The sequence below is a fragment of the Aeromonas veronii bv. veronii genome (assembly GCF_000820225.1).
GTDB lineage: Bacteria > Pseudomonadota > Gammaproteobacteria > Enterobacterales > Aeromonadaceae > Aeromonas > Aeromonas veronii.
Window position 1 is genome coordinate 57,438 of the sequence record NZ_CDDK01000049.1, and the last position, 22,838, is coordinate 80,275.

The following is a 22,838-nucleotide window of genomic DNA, read 5'->3' on the forward strand; positions in this document are numbered from 1 at the left end:
AGAGGGTGACTCCGGTGGGCAAATTGTCGTGATCAGCTCAAATGAATGCAATGACTTTCAGCCTCATCATATTGCTCAAACGGGTTCGCTGGTGGGCAGGAAGTCCCGCAGGTTTGAATACTTGGGCAGCATGATTGTCCAGTTCAGGTTTTATTTTCTGCTTCTTTATCCGTTACATCTTTTGATGCTTGTCTGCTTGCAGCAAGCAGGGTCAAATGATCTCCGATGCCTACCGTCAGGCTGTTGCAAGCTTGTCTTTCAAATAAAGCCGCTGGTCACATATTGTTTGCGCCTTTCTGTCACTGCGACCCGCGGGAGAGCCTGCGTAGGCGTTCGTTTTTTGTCTTAATGATTGAGATAGATATCTTGCTCTGAATAAGCCAGCAGAGGTGTGCCGAGGTTAGTCCGTTTCGCGCCAAAGAAGCGGGTGAGTACGCCAGATTGCTGTCCCAGTCGTTGCAGCTTGACGTGATCCAGCTCGATCTGCTCGGGTAGCCAGGTAAATACGGCGGCGCAGTGACCATTGCCCAGACTGCGCTCCAGGGTTTGCTGCCAGTTCTTGATTTTGGGGCTATGTACCACCAGCACTCTCTTGGGATCGATACCTCGCTCTTCCAGACGGCTGACTGTGGGGCGTCCCGGCGGGGCGATCAACAAGATCCAGCCGGTATGAGCCTCCCCAAGCTTTGTCAGCTCGCTCAGAAACTGATCATCAGACTGGATAATCGCACCATAATGAGCCAACTCCGCTTTGCAGGCGGTTCTGGTTGGCCAGGGCTTGCTCATGACACGATTCATCGCAAAGGGCAGTGAGTGCAGGGGCTGGTTCATATATGGGGTTCCTGTATGAATATCCAAGCTGTATGTGTATACAGTAGTTCTATCCTGTGGCAGTGACAAGGTGTTTTTGCTGAAAAATGTGATGGTGTTGGCATGTATCGTTAGTAAGATTATGTTTTTAAACACTATTTAATATAACGCTGGTTGGGTGTTTTTCGTACTATGGACAAACCTTGCGTAACCGCCCATGGTTATACAGGTCATTTACAGGAGGTGCCGCCATGGATATCAGTACCTTGCAACGTCTTGATGCCAACATCTTGCTGGGCATCATCAATGAGAAGCTAAGGCTTGAGTGTGACGGGTTGGAGGAGCTGCTGGCCTATTACGATATGAGTGAAGAGCAGTTGGCAGGACGTCTGGATCAGATTGGGTACCATTACGATCCATTGAGCAATCAGTTCAAAGCACATCTTTAAGGGTGCAATGATTGCTTCATATTTATACGGTAATTTTTCAGGCACATTGAAACCGGTTTCAATGTGCCGTCTTGCTGCCTATTTTCATGGATTTTCAAGGCTTGGCAATCTCTGAAAACCTATTCATGCCAGAATATTTTTATTGTTTCATTAAACTGTTGATAATAAAGGTAATATTTATTTATGCGCGATCAATTAAAGGAAAGGGTTTTCAAGCTTTTCAGGCTGTTTTTATCGGTTAAAGTGTGACTTGCGTTAACTTTTAATTCTGCCGCTTTAGTTAGTATTCTCACGCCGGTACATATTTTGAGATAACAACAGCGCCGGTCCCGCAAGCGGGATAACAATTTTATTTGTAACGAAGGAATATGGTTTATGGCTACCAAGAAGAAGACAGACCAGGATCTCCAACTGGATAAAGATCAGCTCAAGGCGAGTATCGTGCGTCACCTGCGTTCTACCTTGGGAACAAGCGAACAGAAAGCCTCTCCCGAAGCGTGGTGGAAAGCCACTGCGGCGGCCGTCAATGAACAGGTGTACGAGCGCCTGACCCGCACTCAGCAGACTCATTTCAAGAAAGACACTCGTGCGATTCACTATCTCTCTGCTGAATTCCTGATGGGACGATTGACCTCCAACAACCTGCACAACCTCTCACTCTACAAGACTTGCGAAGAGGCGCTGGGCGAACTTGGTCTGGAACTGACCGACCTGTGCGAACAAGAGCCGGATATGGCACTCGGCAACGGCGGCCTGGGTCGTCTGGCTGCCTGCTTCATCGACTCGCTGGCCACTCTGAACTATCCGGCGGTTGGTTACGGTATCCACTACGAACACGGTCTGTTCCGTCAGGAAATCCAGGATGGCCGCCAGATCGAGCGTCCGGACTCCTGGCGTGAATATGGCAACCCCTGGGAGATCTGTCGTCCCGAGTCGGTGCAAGAAGTGCCGCTCTATGGCTACGTCGAGACCGTGTTTGGTGACAATGGCGGCCTGAAGAAGGTATGGCACGCCGGTCGCAAGATTAAAGGGGTGCCTTGGGATATTCCGGTGGTCGGTTTTGGCGGTCACACCGTCAACATCCTGCGTTTGTGGGAATCCCGCGCCTCCGAGTTTTTCGACTGGGACGTGTTCAACGCCGGTGGTTACATCGACTCCCAGGCTGAGAAAGCCCAGGCCGAGACCATTTCCAAGGTGCTGTATCCGAACGATGAGACCGATGCAGGTAAAGAGCTGCGTCTGATCCAGCAGTACTTCTTCTGTGCTTGCTCCATCAAGGACATCATGCGCCGCTACAAGCGGGTCCATGGTAGTGACTTCAGCAACTTTGCCGCGCAAATTGCCATTCAGCTCAACGATACTCACCCGACTGTCGCCATCCCGGAACTGATGCGGGTGCTGGTTGACGAGGAAGATCTGAACTGGGATGCCGCTTGGGCTATCTGCTATCAGGTCTTCTCTTATACCAACCACACTCTGCTGCCGGAAGCGCTGGAGAAGTGGTCGGTCAGCCTGTTCGAGAAAGTACTGCCTCGCCATCTGGAGGTGATTTACGAGATCAACGCCCGCTTCCTGAACGAGTTGGTGGAGCCCAAGTGGCCGGGCAACGATGCCATCAAGGCCAAGCTCTCCATCATCGAAGAGGGTGATGTACGCAAGGTTCGCATGGGCAACCTGTGCGTGATCGGTTCGTCCAAAGTGAACGGTGTGGCCGAGATCCACTCCAAGCTGGTGAAGGAAGATCTCTTCCCCGAGTATGCCGAGCTGTGGCCGGAAAAAATGTGCAACGTGACCAACGGGGTGACCCCGCGTCGCTGGCTGTTGGCGTGCAACCCGGAACTGGCTGGCCTCTACAACGAAGTAGTGGGCAAGGAGTGGCCGCTGCAACTGGACAAACTGCGTGGCGTGGTGAAGTTTGCCGACGACAAGGCGTTCCAGCAGCAGTTCATGACCATCAAGCGTCACAACAAAGAGAAGCTGCTCAAGGTCATCAAAGACGAAACCGGTATCGATGTCAGTGCCGAGGCGATCTTTGACGTTCAGATCAAGCGTCTGCACGAGTACAAGCGCCAGCAGCTGAACCTTATTCACATCATGGCGCTCTATCGTCGCCTGCTGGCCAACCCGGACTATGACATGCATCCGCGCGTGTTTATCTTCGGCTCCAAAGCGGCGCCCGGTTACAAGCTGGCCAAAGACATCATCTATGCCATCAACAAGCTGGCGGATCGGGTCAATAACGATGCTCGTATCCAGGGCAAGCTGAAAGTGGTGTTCATGCCGAACTATCGCGTGAGTCTGGCCGAGAAGCTGATCCCGGCGGCAGATGTCTCCGAGCAGATCTCTACTGCAGGTTATGAAGCATCCGGTACCGGCAACATGAAGATGGCACTCAACGGTGCAATCACCATCGGGACGCTGGATGGAGCCAACATCGAGATCGCTGAAGAGGCGGGTGCCGAAAACTGTGCCATCTTCGGTCTGAACGTGGACGAAGTGAAGTCGCTGAAGGCGCGCGGTTACAACCCTTACGACTTCTACTATGCCAACTCCGAGCTCAAAGCCGTGCTGGACTGGTTTGATACCGACTACTTCACGCCGGGTCGTCCGGGTGAGCTGGCCTCCATCAAGCGCTCCTTGCTGGAAGGGGGAGACCCTTACCTGACCCTGGCGGACTTCCAGTCCTACTCGGATGCACACAAGCTGATCGATACCTGGTATCGGGATCCGGCACTGTGGGCGAAGAAGGCCATCATCAACTCGGCCACCATGGGCAAGTTCAACTCCGACCGCTCCATTCAGGACTATGTGGATCGGATCTGGGATCTGAAGGCCTGCAACATCGGATAATCGGATTCATAAATGAGAAAACCCCCGCAATGCGGGGGTTTTTGTTTATTGGGGGGAGCTGGATCAGAGGATATCGCCAACGAAGTAGGCCAGCAGGGCGAGCAACACGGTAAAGACCACGTTCAGAGCCATACCGGCTTTCATCATCTCCCTCTGGCGGATGTGGCCACTGGCAAAGACGATGGCATTGGGCGGCGTGGCGACCGGCAGCATAAAGGCACAGGAGGCACCGATAGCGATCAACACCGACATCACCACAGGTGATACACCCAGCGCCTCGGCGACACCGGCAAACAGGGGAACCAACAGCGCGGCGGTGGCGGTGTTGGAGACCAGCTCGGTCAGGAACACCACGAAGGCGGCCAGCATAAGCAACACAACAAAAATGTTTGCGTTGGAGAGTACGGCCGACAGATGGCTGGCCAAGAATGCGCTGGTACCAGTGGCCTTGAGAATGGCGCTCAGGGTCAGACCGCCGCCAAACAGCATCAGCACGCCCCAGTCGGTGTTCTGGTTGACGTCATCCCAGCTGGCGACACGGCTGACCACGATGGCCACGATGGCGCCCATGGCAATCAGGGTGTCGAGTTGCGGAATACCGCCAAAGGCGTTGGAGATGGGTTGTGATCCGATCCAGAGCACAACGGTGGTCAGGAAGATTGCCAGCGTCACTTTACGCTCGCGGGTCCAGTTGATGGTGACATCCTGGATCTCGACGCGGTGGCTGAGACGCGGGCGGGTCACCAGATAGAGCAGGGCAATGCCGCAGGGCATCAGGATCAGCACAACTGGAACACCGAATTTCATCCAGTCAGTGAAGCCAATCCCCATCTGGGCGGCTGCGATGGCGTTGGGTGGGCTACCCACCAGGGTGCCGATGCCGCCGATACTGGCGCTGTAGGCGATCCCCAGCAATACGAAGACGAAGGTGGCGCGCTCTTTTTTGCTATCGAGGCGTGCCAGCATACCGATCGCCAGTGGCAGCATCATGGCGGTGGTAGCGGTGTTGCTGATCCACATCGACATGGCGGCTGTGATGGTAAAGAGCAGGATGACGCCCCAACCCAGATGACCATTGGCCAGGTGCATCACCTTGCCTGCCATCAGGGTATCCAGTCCCTGTTTTGAGAGGGCTGCCGCGAGGGCGAAACCGCCAAAAAAGAGGAACAGGATCGGGTTGGCAAAATCGGTGAGGGATTTGCTCATGTCAAACACCCCGAGCACGGTAGCCAGCAGGGGTACCAGCAGTGCGGTGATGGTGACGTGCAGTGCTTCGGTCAGCCAGAGGATGGCGATAAAGACCAGAATGCCCAGCCCCTTGTTGACCATGGGGTCAAACGGGAGCCAGGCGAGCATGGCACAAAGTAGCAAAACATCCAGGATGACGATCCCTGATTTGATGTCCAGCCAGCGAGATGGAGCAGAGGGTACAGCTGATGTGTGCATAATGTTCTCTCGGTTAATTTATGGTTGTTTTTGTGTTGCCGAGATTACATCCATTCACTTGTTTGAAACAGACTCACATGTTGAAAATCAGCCTCTACTCACATACTCATTGATAAAAATGAGGAAATGAACACATAAATAAAACATGTGCGAAATATAAATCAAACATCCATGAACTGTTCCAGCCATTGCTTGAACATACTCTTGGGCAAGGAGCCATTTATCTGGTTCACCAGTTTGCCCTGTTGGAAGACCATCAGGGTGGGGATGCTGCGAATGGCGTAACGGGCGGCAATGGTGCTCTGTTGCTCGGTATCGACTTTGGCAAAGCGCATCCGTGGTTCGAGTTCATGGGCAACCTCATGAAATACCGGAGCAAACTGCTGGCAGGGGCCGCACCAGCTGGCCCAGAAATCGACCACGACCGGGATGTCTGAGTTGATCAGGGTATCGAAGTTATCCGCATTCCCGAGGCAAGGGGTCTGGCTGAACAGGAGGGCTTTGCAGCGCCCGCATTTGGCAGATGTATCGATATGGGTAACGGGCAGGCGGTTCCTGGTAAAGCAGTGGCTACAATAAGTAGTGATAAATGACATAATTGGTTCCTTCTAAATCAGCTCTGGCCGGGGATATGATGAAAAGCCAGAATGAAGCAATCGCGAAACAATAGCGAAATATCAGAGCAATAACGGTAACACAGTGCCCAGCGGGAGTGGATAATTCCCCCAGGGTTCATTGCCTGACCGGATAATTCAGCGACCACCAGATGAGAGTCGAGACGGGATGAATAAAGGATCACGGAAAAACCGTGCTGTGCCAGGGCTGATTGTTGCCCTGCTGCTTGCCTTTTCGGGCTACTGCTGGCAGTCGCTCAGTCAGCAGCAGCAGGCCCACAACCTGAACGAAGCGGCCGAGGTGGTACTGAACAGGATCAACGCCGATACCCTCTATCTGCTTGGGCGGGAGCAGGCCAATGACAGCAATGTCCAGCAGCGCCTGAACCAGTTATCCATCACCCTTGACGGTTTTGTACGGGAAGTCAGAAGCGATCCCGAGCTGGTGCAAGACGCTCTCTCCCAGGCACTGCTTGAGGACATGGACACCTATCTGATGGCGTTGGCCAGGCTTCATGCCATTGAGATGGCTATCGAGTATCTCAATGCGCCCCTGCAGGCCCAGATTAAAAAGGTGCGGGGGATAAGCCCGTCAGACAGTGCGCTTCATCGCGACCTGGAGGAGCTGGCGCAACTGAGCAACTATCTGCAGCGCAGTTGGGACAAACGTGAACAGACTACGCTGGACCAGCTGCAACAGCAGTTGCAATCCCGTTATGGCAACTTGCCGGAGATCGCTACCCTGATCCGCCTGAGCAAGGAGATGAGCCAGCAGGTGATTGCCTATCACACCTTGCGTTACCAGCTCATCGACATGCATGTGATCGAGAGTCTGGTGCGCTGGAAACTCGACAAGCTGGAGCGCGCTTCCTCTTTGATGAACCGCTTCTATCTGATGGTGCTGTGCGGGGCTTTGATCTGCTTTGCGCTGGTGGCTTTCACCCTGTGGCGCCGCAACCAGAAGCTGAGCGAGTTGTCGCGCCAGACCGGCTTGCTGGCCCAGGCCAAAAGCGATTTTCTGGCCAACATGAGCCATGAGATCCGCACCCCCATGAATGCCATCATAGGTTTTAGCTCGCTGGCACTGCAGACTGAACTGGATCAGCAACAGCGGGACTATTTGGGCAAGATCAAATCCTCATCCGATACCCTGCTGCTGCTGATCAACGACATCCTTGATTTGACCAAGGTGGAGTCAGGCAAGCTGACGTTGGAGGAGATCGACTTCGATCTCAGCGAGCAGCTCGATTCGCTGGCGGGCATGTTTGCCGATCTGGCGGAGCGCAAACACGTGGAAGTGGTTATTCGCAAGTCACCGGAGGTGCCGGTCTTCTTGCGTGGGGATCCCTTGCGATTGGGGCAAGTGCTGGTCAATCTGGTGAACAACGCTATCAAGTTTACCGAACGCGGTGAAGTCGAAGTCTGCATCGAGCTGGCCAATCCTCACCCAATGCGGATCCGCTTCAGTGTGCGCGATACCGGCATCGGCATTGCCGAAGAGAAGCAGACCCAACTGTTTCAGGCGTTTACCCAGCTGGAGGCGGGTAATACCCGAAAATATGGCGGCTCGGGTCTTGGGCTCAATATCTCCCAGCGGCTGGTGGAGCTGATGGGGGGGCGGATCACCGTCGAGAGCAAGCCTGGCGTCGGCTCTCTGTTCAAGTTCGATATTCCGATGGCGCAGGCGGTCTACGGCGTCGCTGGGCGGAAAGTCTTCTTCGAAAACCAGCCGCTGGTGATGGTGATGGATGACAACGAACTGGTGCTGGATCTGGCCCGGGACATTCTGACTCGGGCGGGAGTGCGAGTGCTGCCGGTTAACTCCCTTTCCCGCGCCCGTCAGCTGCTCCGTGAAGAGGGACCGAATCTGCGGTTGGCGATCCTCGACTGGCGCATGGGTCAGGAGGATGGGCTCGATCTGGCGCTGGAGATGTATCAGCACAGCCAGTGGCGGCGGATCCCCATCCTGATGATCAGTGCCTGGGCCAGAGAGGGGCTACACGCCCGGATGGATAGCATGGGGCTGACCCATTTTCTGCCCAAACCGATGACCGAGAATGCCCTGCTGGCCAAGGTGGACGAGCTGCTCAACGGCAGCTCCTACGAACTCAACCTGCGCAAGGCCGAGGCTCAGGGGGATCAGCAACACTTCAAATCCCTGTTGCAGGGTACTCGAGTGCTGTTGGCGGAAGATAACCGGGTCAATCAGCAGCTCATCATCGAGTATCTGCGGCGCGTCGATGCGGTAGTGTGTGTGGTCAGCAATGGTCGGGAGGCGGTGGAGCGGGTCGCCGAGCAGCCTTTTGACGTGATCCTGATGGATTTGCAGATGCCGGTACTGGACGGACTCGATGCCACCCGCCAGATCCGCAAGATGGTCGACAAACACGATGTGCCCATAATTGCCCTCACCGCCAGTGCAATGCCCGGTGACAAGGAACGTTGTCTGGGGGTGGGGATGAATGGCTATGTCACCAAGCCGGTGAGCAAGCTGGATCTCTACAACAACCTGCTGCAGTGGGTAAAGCCGCAAGGGGTGGAGCAGGCGGGGATCATGGAGGTTAAACCGCCGGATATGATCGGGATCCTCGATCTGCAGGATGCACTCAAGCGGCTGGAGCAGGACAAGGAGGCATTGCAGATCCTGTTCAAGCTGTTCATGTCGGAGCACAAGGACGATCTGTGGGAGATCCGCTCCGCCCTGCGCCGTCAGCAACCCGAGGTGGCCAGCAAGCTGCTGCACACCCTCAAGGGGGTGTCGGCCAATATCTCGGCGGCCCGTCTGCAATTGGTGGCTGGCGAGCTGGAGTGGCGCCTGCGGCAAAACGAGGTGCTAAGCGAGACGGATCTGGAGCAGTTGCAACAGGTCTTTAGCCAGACCCGGGAAGAGGTGTCACACTTCCTGTTGACCGGTGAGCAGCATGAAAATTCGTATAATCCCTATTCATCAGGTGATGATCGCATGTCACAGTGAATTAAATAGTAATTATTCTCAACCATCGCGGTTCGGGATATGATGAGCTTTCGTTCGAATCGCCTCCAGCCGGAGGCGATTGTTTTCATTCTTCTATTTCTGCGTGGCTTCTCTGATGGCCGCTCTTTGGAGCAGTCACGGGCAGAGAGCGCTAAAGGTTGGTGGTGTGAGCGTATTTCTACGATTGAGCTGGTTTTTCAAGGAGCAGTGGCCCCGTTATCTGGCTGCCATCTCCCTGCTGCTGATGGTGGCCCTGTTGACCGTTATTCCGCCCAAAGTGGTGGGCTGGGTGGTTGATGGCATCACCAAGGGCGGTCTCGACAATGGCACCCTGATGCGCTATCTGGCGGGACTGTTTGGTCTGGGTGTGCTGATTTATCTGCTGCGCTACGTCTGGCGGGTGATGCTGTTCGGTGCCTCTTACCGTCTGGCCTATGTGTTGCGCAATCGCCTGTTCAGTCATTTCACCCGGATGAGCCCCGATTTTTATCAGCGCCACCGTACTGGCGATTTGATGGCCCATGCCACCAATGACATTCAGGCGGTGGAGATGACCGCTGGCGAAGGGGTGCTGACTCTGGTGGACTCCATCATGGTCGGGGTATTGGTGCTCTCCATCATGTGCAGCCAGTACTCCTGGCAGTTGACGCTGGTCTCCTTGCTACCGCTGCCGGTGATGGCCTATTTCATGAACCGCTTCGGCACCCAGATCTACACCCAGTTCAAGGCGGCGCAAGGGGCCTTCTCCAGGCTCAACAACAAGACCCAGGAGGCCCTTTCCGGCGTGCGGGTGTTGAAATCTTATGCGGTTGAATCGCTGGAAGATGAAGGCTTTGCCGAGCTGACCAAACAGGCGGGGGAGCGCAATATGGCGGTGGCCCGCATCGATGCCAAGTTCGATCCGGTCATCTATCTCTGTATCGGTTGCTCCTACTTCCTCGCGGTGGCGGGGGGCAGTGTGCTGGTGCTGCGCGATGAGTTGACCCTGGGTGAGCTCACCAGCTTCACCATGTACCTCGGCCAGCTGATCTGGCCGATGTTTGCCATCGCCTGGCTGTTCAACATCATCGAGCGGGGCAGCGCCGCCTACTCCCGTATCGAAAGCCTGCTGGGGGAGCGCAGCGATATCGAAGAGCCCGCCCAGCCGGCCGCGTTTACCTCTGCCTTTCCTTTGCAGATCAAAGGGGTGAGCTATCAACTCGAGCAGCGCACCCTGCTTGCGGATATCGACGTTACCCTCAAGCAAGGGGGGATGCTCGGGGTTGTGGGGCGCACCGGAGCAGGCAAGAGCTCCCTGCTCAAGCTGTTGATGCGCCTTGCCAATCCGACTCACGGTTCGATTGTCATGGGTGGCGTTCCGATTGACCAGCTGCCGCTCGCCACACTGCGCAGCCAGTTTGCCTATGTGCCGCAGGAGCCATTCCTGTTTTCCACCACTATCGCCGCCAATATTGCCCTCGGCAAACCCGATGCGAGCCGCGAGGAGGTCGAACGGGTGGCGCGCATTGCCTGTGTCCACGATGATATTGTGCGTTTCCCCAAGGGCTATGAGACCGAGGTGGGGGAGAAAGGGGTGACCCTCTCCGGCGGTCAGAAACAGCGGCTGGCCATTGCCCGCGCCCTGCTGCTGGATGCGCCCATTCTGGTGCTCGATGATGCGCTCTCGGCGGTGGATGCCCACACCGAGCAGCAAATTCTGCACGCTCTCAAAGCACATCGTCGCACCCTGATCCTGGTCAGCCATCGCATGACGGCGGTGGAGCAGGCCGACGAGATCCTGGTGCTGGAGCAGGGGACCATCAGCGAACAGGGTCATCACGGTGCCCTGATGGCGCACAATGGCTGGTATGCAGATATGGTGCGTTACCAGCGTCTCGAAGAAGCGGTGGAGGAGAGCCTGTGAATCCGACCATTAAACGACTGCTCGCTTACTGTGCTCAGTATCCTCGCTGGCTTATTCAGGCGGGGATCTGTTTGCTGCTCGCCACCGGCGCCGAAGTGGCCGGACCGCTACTGATCAAGCTCTTTATCGATGACTATCTGGCGCCTCGCAATATCGTGCTGCCCACCATAGCCCTGATTGCAGCGGGCTATCTGGGCTTGCAGGTACTCTCGGCGGCGGGCTTCTATTTGCAATCCCTGCGCTTTAACCGTATCGCCCAGGCGGTGGTGCAAACCTTGCGCGAGCAGGTGTTTGCCACCGCCATCCGCTTACCGGCCCGCTACTTTGACAAGCATCGATCCGGCTCGCTGATTTCCCGCATCACCAACGACACCGAGGCGATCATGAACCTCTATGTGCAGGTGATCGGCTTGCTGGTGCAAAAGGTGGTGCTGTTGTGCGGCATCCTCATCTCGATGGCGCTGCTGGATCTGCGGCTGATGCTGGTCTGCTCCCTGTTGCTGCCCGCAGTGGGTGGGGTGATGTGGCTCTACCAGAAACTGAGCGTGCCAGTGGTGCGAGCGACCCGCAGTCTGCTCTCCGACATCAACAGCCGCCTCAACGAGTCGCTGCAGGGGATGCCGGTCATTCAGGCTATGGTGCAGGAGCGCCACTTTGCCAACGCCTTTGCCGAGGTGAACCAGCAGCACTGGTCGGCACGGATCAAGAGCCTCAAGATCAACGGCATTTTGCTGCGTCCGCTCATCGATCTCTTCTACATGATGGTGCTGATCGGCCTGTTGGCGCTGTTTGCCCATGAGGGGGGGAGCCACGCCGGTGCCATTCAGGTGGGGGTGCTCTACGCCTTTATCAGCTATCTGGGGCGGATGATCGAGCCGCTCATCGAGATGACCAACCAGCTTAACCAGCTGCAGCAGGCGATGGTGGCGGGGGAGCGTGTCTTTGCCCTGCTCGATGAAACCCGCGAGAGCACCGAGGGCGAGCTGCGCCCGCTGGAAGGACGGGTCAGTTTCGAGCGGGTGAGCTTCTCCTACGATGGTGAGCAGCAGGTGCTGCGGGAGGTCAGTTTTGCCGCAAAACCGGGCCAGATGCTGGCGCTGGTGGGCCATACCGGCAGCGGCAAGTCCACCATCATCAGCCTGCTGATGGGCTTCTATCCGCTAGATCAGGGGCAGATCCGCTTCGATGATCACGCACTGGATACCCTGTCGCTGGCGGCGGTACGCCGCAGCATCGGGCTGGTGCAGCAAGATCCCTTTATCTTCGTCGGCACTTTGGCGGAGAACCTGCGTCTCGGCCGCGCCGGAATAGACGAAGCGCGGCTCTGGCAGGCGCTGAGCGAGGTGCAGCTGGCCGAGTTTGTGCGCAGCTTGCCACAGGGGATCAACACCCTGATGGAGGAGGGGGGCAAGAACCTCTCCGCCGGTCAGCGGCAACTGCTCTCCTTTGCCCGCGCGCTGGTGGGGGATCCGCGTATCCTCATTCTGGATGAAGCGACGGCCAGCGTGGACTCCCAGACCGAGTTGGCGCTGTCGCAGGCGATCTCTGCCGCCCGTCGTGGCCGCACCACCATCGCCATCGCCCACCGCCTCTCGACCATCGTCGATGCGGACGAGATCCTGCTGCTCTCCCGCGGTCAGGTGAATGAGCGGGGTACCCATGGTGAGTTGATGGCCCTCGGCGGTCACTATGCCCAGCTGTTCGAGATGCAGAGTCAGGGGGCCTGGCTGGAAGAGAAGCGCGCCTGATCGGCACATTTGCTGTAACGGCGACATGAACGAAAAGAGGGAACCGATGCGGTTCCCTCTGTTTTTTTGCGTTGGGCAAAGGTCGTAACCGTGATCCCTGTGCTTGTCGAATGGCGCAGATGCAGGCAACATGTTGTTTACATTAACTCATCGGATCAGTTCGCATATGGATTTGCAACGCTTCAAAGCCAATCTGGCGCTCCGGCTGTTTGCCTGGCGCTATATACCCGTCATCGGGTTTTGTGCCCCGATCATCGAAGAGATGAACGCCAAGGCGCTGCGCATTCGCATTCCCCTTGGCTGGCGTACCCGCAACCATCTGGGCAGCATGTATTTTGGCGCGCTGGCGACCGGCGCCGATCTGGTAGGCGGTCTGCTGGTGATGGAGAAGGGGCGGCAGCGGCGCAAGAAGGTGCACTTCGCCTTCAAGGATGTGCAGGGGGAGTTTTTGAAACGACCGGAGGGGGATGTGCAGTTCGACTGCGCAGCGGGGGAGGAGATTGACGCCATGATCGATGAATCACTGGCAAGCGGTCAGCGCATCAATCGCCCCATCCGGGTGGTGGCCACCTGCCCGTCATTGAACGGGGATGAGGCGATGGCGCGTTTTGTGCTGACCCTGTCGATCAAGGCCAGCTAGCGGGTTGCCGGAGAGTGGCTCCCCGAAACGGGGTTAGCCAATCTCCGGGCTGACGCCCTCTTTCACCACGACCTTCATGCCGTTGAAGTTGACCACCTGTTCGGCCACGATCTTGCAGCGCTTGCGGGTCTCGACCTGACCGTCCACCTCGACCAGCCCTTCGGCAACGAGGGCTTTGGCGGCGCCGCCACAATCGGCCCACCCCTGATGTTTGATAAGGTCACACAAGGCAATGAAGGGGTGACCTTCGAGCAGAAACGTCTCCATGGGAAATCCTCTAGATGGATGAATGCCGGATACAGCAGGGCGACTATTTTAGGCAGTTCGCTCAGGCAAAGAAAGGAAGAGGGGCCACTCGCTGCGAAAAAGTGGCCGATTGTCCTTGAGGCGGCGCTTTCGCAAGACCTGATGGAGAGGTGAGAGGGCCACCCGTGACGTATCGTGACGCACCTCGTCCCGGCTGGTGTGCCCACATTAGCCCCTGGCTGTTAGGATCGGGCCACTTTCAATGGCCCAAGGAACTTTCCATGACACTCTCCCGCCTGCTGCTGGCATGCAGCGCCCTGACTCTGTGCGGTGTCGCGCAGGCCAGTACTCCGGTGCAGGTCTCGCTGCCCGGGGTCAATTTGCCCGCGTCCCATCAGGTGGAAGGGGCGCGCGCCTCGCTGCTCTACGGCCGGACCGGTCAGGTGAAGGGTATTGATCTGCCGATCTTCGCCCTCTCCGATGTGGATCAGTTCAGCGGCCTGCAGCTCGGGGTATTCCTGGGTGCTGGTCGGGTGCGCCACCAGTTTGGCGGGGTCGCCATCAACGCCATCAACTGGCACGAAGGGCAGGATACCGGCGTCAATCTGGGGCTGGTCAACCTGACCAACAATGTGCAGGGGCTTAACTGGGGGGCGGTCAATATCGCCAAGGGCAATGCGTTGGCCAACGTCGGCTTCGTCAACTATGCCGAGCGTACCACCTTCCAGATTGGCTTTATCAATGCGACCAAGCACCTCGATGGCTTGCAGATCGGGCTGGCCAACTATGCCGCCAACGGCGTGTTCCCCATTCTGCCACTGGTGAACTTCCAGAAATCGTTCTGACCAAGGCAGTTCGCTTTGCGTTAAAGGCATCTGCTGATTACCCTGTGCCTCTTGCAACTTGTGACAGGCGAACAGAGGTAATTGATGACGGCAGGGCAAATGAGTGCAATCGGGATCGGCTGGGATGTGCGTGGCTGGCAGGGCAGTGCCCAGGCGGTGGCCGTGGTGGGCTGGCAGGCCGAATCCAACCGCCTGCACTGGCTCGGGGTGTCGCCGCTGTTTCGTCTGAGCTCGCGGGTGGCGCCGGATCTGGCCGCTCTGCTGCGTCCCGCCCTGCAAAATGAGCTGACCCAGGTGCAGGTAGAAGCCTGCCCGCAACTGGCGCTCGGTATCGATGCGCCGCTCGCCTTTCCCCGCGCCTTGCGGGATCTGCTCAACGGCCAGCCACACAGCTGCGCCGTGCCCGAGCGGGAGATAGACAACCCCTACGCCTATCGCGACTGCGAGCGCTGGTTGTATCAGCAGTACGGCAAGAAGCCGCTCTCGGCCACCTTCGACCGGCTCGGCAACAACGCCACTCTGGCGCTCTCCATGCTGCCGCAGCTCTCTGATCTGCAACTGGTGCCGACCGTTGCCCCGAAGGCCAGTCGTGGCGTGCTGGAGGTCTATCCGGCATTGGCCAAAGTGGGCGGCAAGGCCTCCCCGGCACGGCCCGAGCTGGCGGCACAGCTGCCTGCGGATGTGCTGGTCGGCACCGATCGCTATGATGCGGCGCTCTGCGCCCTGATGGCGCTGCAATATGCTGCTGGCGGCAAGGTGACGGTATTGCCTGAGCTGATTTCGCCACCCAGTGACATGCCGTGTGATGAGGGATGGGTCTATCACTTTGCCCGTCATGCTGTAGAGCACAGCGGCATGTGATGGACGGTGACGCGGCGCATCATGGCGCCGCTCACCCTGTGGACGCGGGCCAAATGGCGCAAAAAACCTGTCTTTAGTCAGGAAATTGCCTGTTCATCCCGCGCCAAGGTGGCGCATCGTTATCTTCATCCGATATATTGCCCACCTTGCTGATCCTTTGCTGTGGTATTCCCGATGAAATCCGTTCTCTCTATTCAGTCCCACGTGGTCTTTGGTTGTGCCGGCAACAGCGCGGCCGTCTTCCCCATGCGCCGCCTCGGTATGGATGTATGGCCCATCAACACGGTGCAGTTTTCCAACCACACCCAATATGCCCAGGGGTGGCAGGGGATGGCGATGCCGGCGGGTCATATCAGTGCGCTGGTGAAAGGATTGGGCAGTATCGAGGTGTTGAGCCAGTGTGACGCCGTGCTGAGCGGCTACCTTGGCTCTGCCGAGCAGGGGGACGAGATCCTGACCGTGGTCAACGCCGTCAAGGCGGCCAACCCCGATGCCATCTACTTCTGCGACCCTGTGATGGGTCACCCGGAGAAGGGGTGCATCGTTGCCCCCGGCGTCACCCGTTTCCTGACCGAGCAGGCGCTGCCGGTGGCCGACATGATGGCCCCCAACCTGCTGGAGCTGGAGACCCTCTGTGATACCCATCTGGCTGATCTGGATCAGACCCGCGCGGCTGCCCATCAGCTCCTGGCCCGCGGCGTCAAGCTGGTGCTGGTCAAGCATCTCGGTCGTGCGGCGCAGGACTCCAGCCGCTTCGAGATGCTGCTGGCGACCCCGCAAGGGGATTACCTGATTGCCCGTCCGCTTTATGACTTTGCCCGCCAGCCGGTGGGGGTTGGCGATCTTATCAGCGCCCTGATGCTGGCCAATTTGCTGGCCGGTCACGATGCGGTCAGCGCGTTCGAGCGCACCAACGCCTCGGTGGATGCGGTGCTGCAGGAGACCTGGCGCCAGCAGGCTTACGAGCTGCAACTCATCGCCGCGCAAGATGCCTTCGCCCTGCCAGAGGTTGAAGTGCGAGCGGTGAAACTGCCCTGAGTCAGCGCGGACGTTCGTCTATCCCGACAAGGGGTGGGATGCAGATGAAAAAGGCTTGCCAATGGGCAAGCCTTTTTACTGTTTGCCTGTTTAATGCGGCAAGCAATCAGATGCGGGGATGGCGGAGGCGATAACGCTCAGCCATGGCATTGGCCGCTACCATGGCGGCGTAGACATCCTGTTCACTCACTGTCATCGGCATGTTGCCCATGGTATCGAGGGGATCGCAGGCCAGCTGCGCCACCTTGCGCCACTCGCTTTCATCAAAGTGGGTGAGTCCCAACTCTTGCAGCGTCATGGGCAGACCTGCACAGTCGATGATGCGAAACACCTCATCAAGTTCGTGTTGCGGGGCGCGCTCAAGCACGAGTTGGGTCAGCAGGCCGAAGACTACCTTCTCGCCATGCTGGGCGCGATGGAGCTCCGCGATCAGTGACATGCCGTTGTTGACGGCATGAGCTGCGGCCAGTCCACCGGCTTCTGCACCGACGCCGCTGAGGTAGATGGTGGCCTCGATAACCTGCTCAAGCGCCGGGGTCGAGACATGGTGGCGTATCGCATCCATGGCCAGCTCGATGTTTTCACCAAGCAGCTCGTAACAGAGCTGTGCCAGACCAAGGCCAGTGCGTGAAGGGCGCTTGCCGACCAGATTGAGCCCGTCCGCCCGATAGCAGGCGCGCGCCTCGAAATAGGTGGCCAGGGCATCGCCGACGCCTGCGGAAAAGAAGCGGGGAGGGGCGGCGGCAATGATGGCCGTGTCAGCCAGCACCACGTCCGGATTTTGCGGCAGGAACAGATAGCGTTCAAATTCCCCCGCCTGGTTGTAGATCACCGCCAGCGCCGTACAGGGGGCATCCGTAGAGGCAATCGTCGGGAACAGCACAACCGGACGGCGCAGATAGAAGGCCACGGCCTTGGCGACATCCAGCGTCTTGCCGCCGCCGATCCCGACAATCACGTTCGCACCATATTGCTCTGCAAGGTGGGTCAGGCGGTGGATCTCCTGTTCGGTGCATTCGTAGCGAAACTTGTCGACCACTCCCCTGAGACCTGCCTGCAGGAGCCCCGCCAAAGCTTCTTCCCGTACCCGCTCCAGAATGAACTCATCGCTGATGAGCAACGCATAGTCACCAAAATCTTTAACGTGCTCATGGAGTTGCGGGAGAAGGTGTTGACCGATGATGAACTTTTTGGGGGAGGTAACTGTACGGGGCAAAGTGGGCATCCATTATTCCTCAAGGCAGTGAATAACATAAAATTGATTATCAAATGGGTCTCTTACGATACGCCTGATGAGGCAATAGATGAAGAAGAAAAGGGGGGCGTTTTAATCATTAATTAATCTTTCTATTTGTTTGGCTGTATTTTGGGGCGGCGATTGGCGGTGTTGAGGCATACAGGCGCAATGGCCGTATCGTGGCAATTTGTTGCAAGCCATATTGCTGCAACAAACAGTCACGCGGGCAACAAGCAGGGCCGCTTGGTGCGGCCCTGCTGTATGTGGATAAGAGATAGGGGATGGTCAGAGCGGTTTATAGAAGATGACGGTCGCAGCAAGAGTGCCATCTGCGTTGCGCGCAAAGATCGGGATCTGGCCCGCCTCCAGATAGCCGAGCTGACGATAAAGGTGGGAGGCCACATCACCGGCGCGAGTATCCAGCACCAGCAGCGAACGGCCCGCGGCATGGGCGCCTTGTTCCAAGGCCTGCATCAGCGCACGACCGACACCTTTACCTCTCGCCGTTTGCAGTACCATCAATTTTTCCACTTCGGCCCGGTGGCGAGCGTTGGCCTTGCCACAGAGCGCGAGCTGAACCGCTCCCACAATCTGTTGTTGCTCAAGGGCAAGCCACAGCTTTCGGTGACCTGCTGCCAGATCCGCTTCAACTCCTTGCCAGTAGCGGGTAGATTCCTCCGTGGTCAGCGGCGGTAAAAATCCGACCGAGGCGCCGCTATCGACACAATCTTGCAGCAGGGTGATGAGCGCACTTTGGTAGGTCGCTGCGCTATTAACTTCCACAATGTCCATCTGACATCCTTGTCGTTGCGTTGCTATGTGGCTGATTGCCACCGTTGGTTCATATGAGGTGGGTACGTATGCTCGCCGCGAGTACGGCTTGTCAGCGGATCCGCCCCTGCTCAACCAGCCAGACAAACAGCAGGCGGGAGACGGGGGAGAGCTCATCGAGGTGAGAGCTGTCGAGCCAGCGCAGCTCGGCAATTTCGGCCGATGCGATCGGGGTGCCGCTCGCTTCGCCGGTGTAGCAGCGCAGTCTCACCTCGACACCTGCCGGTTTGCCATCGGCCTGAGCGCTGAACTCGCAGACAAAGCGCAGGGTGTCGGGTTGCAGGGTGACAGCCAGCTCCTCCTCAATCTCGCGGATCAGCGCCGCCTCGTCGCTCTCGCCCGGTTCCCGCTTGCCGCCCGGGATGTAATAGATGCCCTTGCCGTGGGAGCGGGCGCAGAGCAGTTGCTGATCTTTAAAGGTGAGCCAGGCGAGTTTGTCGATCATCCGTTTTCTCTCCAATGGGGTTGCCGTGATGAGCAGTGGCGCATTCAAGCGCACAGTTGTTTTGCATGCCGGCAGCCTAACAAAGATGAAGTTGAGTCCCAAGGAGAAAGAGGGGAGATGCCGGAAACGCACTGTTTCCAGCGCGGTGACCGCGTAGCTGAATGAGTGCGCAATGGCTGGTTCGCCACAGACTTTTCGACCCTAAAAAAGCGGACTGGCGCACATCACGACAGGGCCGGACTGGGCGAAGGCGGGGTCCTTGTGGTTTAATCTTGCCACTTTAGCGGTAGTAGGCGACGAGCCTGCTACCTTGCGTTGGCAAGATGCAGGTGAGCAAGATGCAGATAGCAGCAGAGAGCAAGTTTATCGGACTCGGGGTCGCGGGCAATTTCGCCGGTCATCTGGAGCAGGCGGGTGAAGCGTCGGACTTCGTAGCGGTAGTCGTGCGCGACACCACGGCGCCCAAGGCGCTGTTCCCCTTCTTCGTGCCGGGTCATCCGGGTCAGCTCGGGGTCTTTCCGCTGAGCAATAACGCCATCTTCCTGCCGGAAGCGGCGGTCAGCGGTGACGAGAAGGTGCAGATCGAGCCGGAAGTGGCCCTCTGGTGCGAGCTGGAGTATGCCGGCAAGCAGCTGGTGGCGATCCATCCCCGCGCCTTTGGCGCCTATAACGACTGCTCCATCCGTCGTCCCAACGCCAAGAAGATCAGCGAGAAGAAGAACTGGGGCGAAGAGAGCAAGGGGTTGGCGGCCAAGCTGCTGCCGCTTTCCGGTTTTGCCGCCGGTTGCGAGCTCGATGACTATCGCATCGCTTGCTATCTGGAGCGCGATGGCGAGCTGCACGCCTACGGGGTAGACAGCGCAGCCATCGACTACAGCTACTTCCACGGCAAGCTGCTCGACTGGGCCATCGACAAGTTCAATCATCAGCAGGATGAAGGGCCGGCGGAGCACATTCAGGGACTGCTGGCGCAGGCGGGACATCCTCCCCATGCGCTCATCAGTATCGGTGCCACCCGCTATACCCCGTTTGGCGAGACCCACTTCCTCAAACCGGGCGACACCTCCTGCGTAGTGGTCTACCCGGGCAGCCGTTATAGCGAAGCGGATATTCGCGAAGCGATCCGCAGCCGCAACTTTGGCGCTGATATGTCGGTGCTGCTGCAGGCGGTGCAGGCGCGCTAATCACCGTTGCCAGTGGGAAGATGTCTCTTCCCGCTGGTTATCATATCGAGTCATTTCATGACGATTGTTCCGGTATCCCGGGCCGATTATCCGGCCCTGATCGATCTGTGGGAGGCCTCTGTGCGGGCGACCCACCACTTCCTGCCCGAGGCCGAGATCCTCGCGCTTAAACCGCTTATTCTGGAGCACTACTTCGATGCGGTGACACTGCACAGTGCCCGCACAAAAGAGGGGCAGATTACGGGTTTTAGCGGAGTGTACGAGGGCAAGCTGGAGATGCTGTTTGTGGCTCCCGAGGCGCGCGGTAGTGGCGTGGGGCGTTTGCTGGTGGCCCATGCCATCACGCAGGGCGGCGCGACGCAGGTTGACGTCAACGAGCAGAACGAACAGGCGGTGGGCTTCTATCTGAAGATGGGATTCACCGTAACGGGTCGTTCGCCGCTGGATGGTCAGGGCAAGCCCTATCCTCTGCTGCATATGGCGCTGGCGCCGACCTGATCGTGCCTGATGAGGCGCAGTACCCATAAACCAACGGGGGATGGCATCAGCCATCCCCCGTTTTTTTGATCGTGTTTGTTACTTGCTGGCGACCTTGTTCACTACCTTGATCAGCTGATAGCGCACGGAGGGGGCATCGGCCGGCACATCGGTGAGTTGCTCCTTGCTGACAGTGAGCTGGTAGCGATAGCCAGGCTCGAACTGGAAACCTTCAATATTCTGGTAGAACAGCGTCCAGGGCTGCTGCTCATCACTGCGAACCTGCATGCACTGCATCGGGCCAACGCCGACGCAATCGACCAGCTGGCTGTTGATATAGAGGGTCTCCCCCTGTGACGGGGCGGGGGCGCTCTGGCAGGCGGTCAGCAGCAAGGCTGCGCTGATAAACAGTGGTTTCATAATGGACTCCTTAACGCGAAAGGGGGCATTAGAGCGGCAAACAAAAAGGCGGTCAATGACCGCCTTTGTAACAAACCATATCAGCGCAGTGGTTAGCGCTGCTCGAGCGGAGTGAACTCGCGCAGCGGGTGGCCTACGTAGAGCTGGCGTGGGCGACCAATCTTGCTGTCCGGGTCTGAGTGGAACTCGTTCCAGTGCGCAATCCAGCCGATAGTGCGGGAGATGGCGAAGATCACGGTGAACATGCTCATCGGGATGCCGATCGCCTTCATGATGATGCCGGAGTAGAAGTCTACGTTCGGGTAGAGTTTCTTCTCGACGAAGTAGGGGTCGGAGAGCGCAATACGCTCCAGCTCCATGGCTACGTCCAGCAGCGGATCCTTGATCTGCAGCTCGGTCAGTACTTCGTGGCAGGTTTCGCGCATCACGGTGGCACGGGGGTCGTGGTTTTTGTAGACACGGTGACCGAAGCCCATCAGACGGAACGGATCATTCTTGTCCTTGGCCTTGGCGATGTACTCGGGGATGCGATCCACCGAGCCGATCTCTTCCAGCATGCGCAGGCAGGCTTCGTTGGCACCACCGTGTGCCGGTCCCCACAGGGAGGCGATCCCCGCGGCGATACAGGCGAACGGGTTGGCACCGGAGGATCCAGCCAGACGAACGGTGGAGGTGGAGGCGTTCTGCTCGTGATCCGCATGGAGGGTAAAGATACGATCCATGGCGCGTTCAACGATGGGGTTGACCTTGTACTCTTCGGTCGGCACGCCAAACATCATGTGCAGGAAGTTACCGGCATAGGAGAGGGCGTTACGCGGCTGCATGAACGGCTGGCCGATGGAGTACTTGTAACACATGGCGGCCAGAGTCGGCATCTTGGAGAGCAGACGGAAGGCACAGATCTCGCGATGCTGCTCGTTGTTGATGTCGAGGGCATCGTGATAGAAGGCGGAGAGGGCGCTGACTACACCGCACATGATGGCCATGGGGTGGGAGTCGCGACGGAAGCCGCGGAAGAAGAAGGCGATCTGCTCGTGCACCATGGTGTGGCGAGTGACCAGGCGTTCGAATTCGGCATATTGGGCCTTGGTCGGCGCTTCGCCGTACAGCAGGATATAGCAGACTTCCAGATAGGTGGCCTGGGTGGCCAACTGGGCGATGGGGTAACCACGGTGCAGCAAGACACCCTGATCCCCGTCAATGTAGGTAATGGCAGATTTGCAAGAACCGGTCGCCATAAAACCGGGGTCAAAGGTGAAATACCCCTGTGATCCCAATTTTCTGACATCGATAACATCCGGGCCGATGGTGCCGGAGAGGATCGGCAGTTCGACCGGATCTTTTCCGGGCAGGTGTAGGGTGGCTATCTTATCAGCCATAGCACGTCTCCTTTGCTCTTTATAATTTGGTTCCAGTCCTACTCTATTACGACTTTTATGACGCTGGCAAAGGTTGTTACCCATACCGAAGTGGCTGGAGCGCCTTATTTGAAACAGAGTTCCTTATCAATGTCAATTTTGCTGGAACCCCATTAATGGCATTAATGAAATGTTAAATTAAATATGCGATCGAGTTTGCGGTTTTGTGTTTTCTTTGTAGCTAATTGATTGTCTTCGGTTAAGGCCGCCGATATACTGCGCCACGTGGGTCATGGCTGCGGGTGTTTGAAACGCTTTGGCAAAGCCTGATGTGAAACCGAAAACTCGCGTTTTGGCTTTTTCAGAGTGTTTTGGTAACAAAAAACCAACAATCACCATTCCGTGCCCTCAAGTGTGAGTTAAAACAATAACTAACGTGCTCAATGGAGCTGAGTGGGCAAG

At 57.5% G+C, this 22,838-nt stretch carries 20 protein-coding genes; 11 read left to right on the top strand and 9 right to left on the bottom strand.

Annotated features, from left to right (window positions below; all coding sequences use genetic code 11):
- Positions 1–345 precede the first annotated feature (345 nt).
- The gene (locus tag BN1139_RS20330; protein ID WP_005352566.1) at positions 346–831 is read right to left on the bottom strand and encodes a hypothetical protein; all 486 of its coding nucleotides are present in this window, start codon (positions 829–831) and stop codon (positions 346–348) included.
- Between the two features lie 230 nt (positions 832–1,061).
- On the opposite strand from BN1139_RS20330, the gene BN1139_RS20335 reads away from it, so the two are divergent.
- On the top strand, positions 1,062–1,259 hold the full coding sequence (locus tag BN1139_RS20335) for a DUF4250 domain-containing protein (protein WP_005333612.1): 198 nt from the start codon (positions 1,062–1,064) through the stop codon (positions 1,257–1,259).
- A 375-nt stretch (positions 1,260–1,634) separates the two neighbouring features.
- A complete protein-coding gene (locus BN1139_RS20340) occupies positions 1,635–4,109 on the top strand; it encodes a glycogen/starch/alpha-glucan phosphorylase (protein WP_005352562.1) in 2,475 nt (824 codons plus the stop codon).
- A 63-nt stretch (positions 4,110–4,172) separates the two neighbouring features.
- On the opposite strand, the gene BN1139_RS20345 is transcribed toward BN1139_RS20340, so the two are convergent.
- Entirely contained in the window at positions 4,173–5,555 is a 1,383-nt protein-coding gene (locus BN1139_RS20345; protein WP_005333606.1) for an SLC13 family permease, read from the bottom strand.
- A gap of 161 nt (positions 5,556–5,716) precedes the next feature.
- A complete protein-coding gene (gene trxC / locus BN1139_RS20350) occupies positions 5,717–6,151 on the bottom strand; it encodes a thioredoxin TrxC (protein ID WP_005352560.1) in 435 nt (144 codons plus the stop codon).
- 187 nt (positions 6,152–6,338) lie between these two features.
- Here trxC and BN1139_RS20355 point away from each other — a divergent pair, with 187 nt between their 5' ends.
- The 4 genes from BN1139_RS20355 to BN1139_RS20370 all read left to right on the top strand — a co-directional run bounded on the left by BN1139_RS20355 (position 6,339) and on the right by BN1139_RS20370 (position 13,434).
- Positions 6,339–9,143 (top strand): hybrid sensor histidine kinase/response regulator, encoded by a 2,805-nt coding sequence (locus tag BN1139_RS20355; protein ID WP_005352558.1) that lies wholly within the window; start codon positions 6,339–6,341, stop codon positions 9,141–9,143.
- A gap of 166 nt (positions 9,144–9,309) precedes the next feature.
- Complete coding sequence (locus BN1139_RS20360; protein WP_013723665.1) at positions 9,310–11,046, top strand: ABC transporter transmembrane domain-containing protein; 1,737 nt, start codon at positions 9,310–9,312, stop codon at positions 11,044–11,046.
- Positions 11,043–12,794, top strand: a complete 1,752-nt coding sequence (locus BN1139_RS20365; protein WP_005352554.1) for an ABC transporter transmembrane domain-containing protein — start codon at positions 11,043–11,045, stop codon at positions 12,792–12,794. Before BN1139_RS20360 ends, BN1139_RS20365 begins: the two co-directional genes overlap by 4 nt.
- 166 nt (positions 12,795–12,960) lie before the next feature.
- The gene (locus tag BN1139_RS20370) at positions 12,961–13,434 is read left to right on the top strand and encodes a DUF4442 domain-containing protein (protein ID WP_005352552.1); all 474 of its coding nucleotides are present in this window, start codon (positions 12,961–12,963) and stop codon (positions 13,432–13,434) included.
- A 33-nt stretch (positions 13,435–13,467) separates the two neighbouring features.
- On the opposite strand, the gene ybcJ is transcribed toward BN1139_RS20370, so the two are convergent.
- The gene (gene ybcJ / locus BN1139_RS20375) at positions 13,468–13,701 is read right to left on the bottom strand and encodes a ribosome-associated protein YbcJ (protein ID WP_005352550.1); all 234 of its coding nucleotides are present in this window, start codon (positions 13,699–13,701) and stop codon (positions 13,468–13,470) included.
- Between the two features lie 260 nt (positions 13,702–13,961).
- On the opposite strand from ybcJ, the gene BN1139_RS20380 reads away from it, so the two are divergent.
- The 3 genes from BN1139_RS20380 (at position 13,962) to pdxY (ending at position 16,424) form a co-directional block, all read left to right on the top strand.
- Entirely contained in the window at positions 13,962–14,525 is a 564-nt protein-coding gene (locus BN1139_RS20380; RefSeq protein WP_005352548.1) for a VC2662 family protein, read from the top strand.
- Between the two features lie 84 nt (positions 14,526–14,609).
- The gene (locus tag BN1139_RS20385) at positions 14,610–15,386 is read left to right on the top strand and encodes a DUF429 domain-containing protein (protein WP_005352546.1); all 777 of its coding nucleotides are present in this window, start codon (positions 14,610–14,612) and stop codon (positions 15,384–15,386) included.
- A 174-nt stretch (positions 15,387–15,560) separates the two neighbouring features.
- Positions 15,561–16,424 (top strand): pyridoxal kinase PdxY, encoded by an 864-nt coding sequence (gene pdxY / locus BN1139_RS20390; protein ID WP_005352545.1) that lies wholly within the window; start codon positions 15,561–15,563, stop codon positions 16,422–16,424.
- Positions 16,425–16,530: 106 nt separating this feature from the next.
- On the opposite strand, the gene BN1139_RS20395 is transcribed toward pdxY, so the two are convergent.
- From BN1139_RS20395 to BN1139_RS20405, 3 genes are all read right to left on the bottom strand, one after another.
- On the bottom strand, positions 16,531–17,649 hold the full coding sequence (locus BN1139_RS20395) for a glycerol dehydrogenase (protein WP_005352543.1): 1,119 nt from the start codon (positions 17,647–17,649) through the stop codon (positions 16,531–16,533).
- A gap of 297 nt (positions 17,650–17,946) precedes the next feature.
- The gene (locus BN1139_RS20400; protein ID WP_005352541.1) at positions 17,947–18,453 is read right to left on the bottom strand and encodes a GNAT family N-acetyltransferase; all 507 of its coding nucleotides are present in this window, start codon (positions 18,451–18,453) and stop codon (positions 17,947–17,949) included.
- A 91-nt stretch (positions 18,454–18,544) separates the two neighbouring features.
- On the bottom strand, positions 18,545–18,937 hold the full coding sequence (locus BN1139_RS20405; RefSeq protein WP_005352539.1) for an NUDIX hydrolase: 393 nt from the start codon (positions 18,935–18,937) through the stop codon (positions 18,545–18,547).
- Between the two features lie 338 nt (positions 18,938–19,275).
- Here BN1139_RS20405 and BN1139_RS20410 point away from each other — a divergent pair, with 338 nt between their 5' ends.
- Together BN1139_RS20410 and BN1139_RS20415 are read left to right on the top strand one after the other, a co-directional pair.
- A complete protein-coding gene (locus BN1139_RS20410) occupies positions 19,276–20,121 on the top strand; it encodes a DUF5718 family protein (RefSeq protein ID WP_041915439.1) in 846 nt (281 codons plus the stop codon).
- A gap of 57 nt (positions 20,122–20,178) precedes the next feature.
- Positions 20,179–20,619: an acetyltransferase gene (locus BN1139_RS20415; protein WP_013723667.1), complete on the top strand. Its 441-nt coding sequence runs from the start codon at positions 20,179–20,181 to the stop codon at positions 20,617–20,619.
- Positions 20,620–20,697: 78 nt separating this feature from the next.
- Here the strand turns inward: BN1139_RS20415 and BN1139_RS20420 are convergent, their stop codons facing one another.
- Together BN1139_RS20420 and BN1139_RS20425 are read right to left on the bottom strand one after the other, a co-directional pair.
- Complete coding sequence (locus BN1139_RS20420; protein WP_005352532.1) at positions 20,698–21,018, bottom strand: DUF4377 domain-containing protein; 321 nt, start codon at positions 21,016–21,018, stop codon at positions 20,698–20,700.
- A 92-nt stretch (positions 21,019–21,110) separates the two neighbouring features.
- Positions 21,111–22,397, bottom strand: a complete 1,287-nt coding sequence (locus BN1139_RS20425; protein WP_005333572.1) for a citrate synthase — start codon at positions 22,395–22,397, stop codon at positions 21,111–21,113.
- Positions 22,398–22,838: the final 441 nt, after the last annotated feature.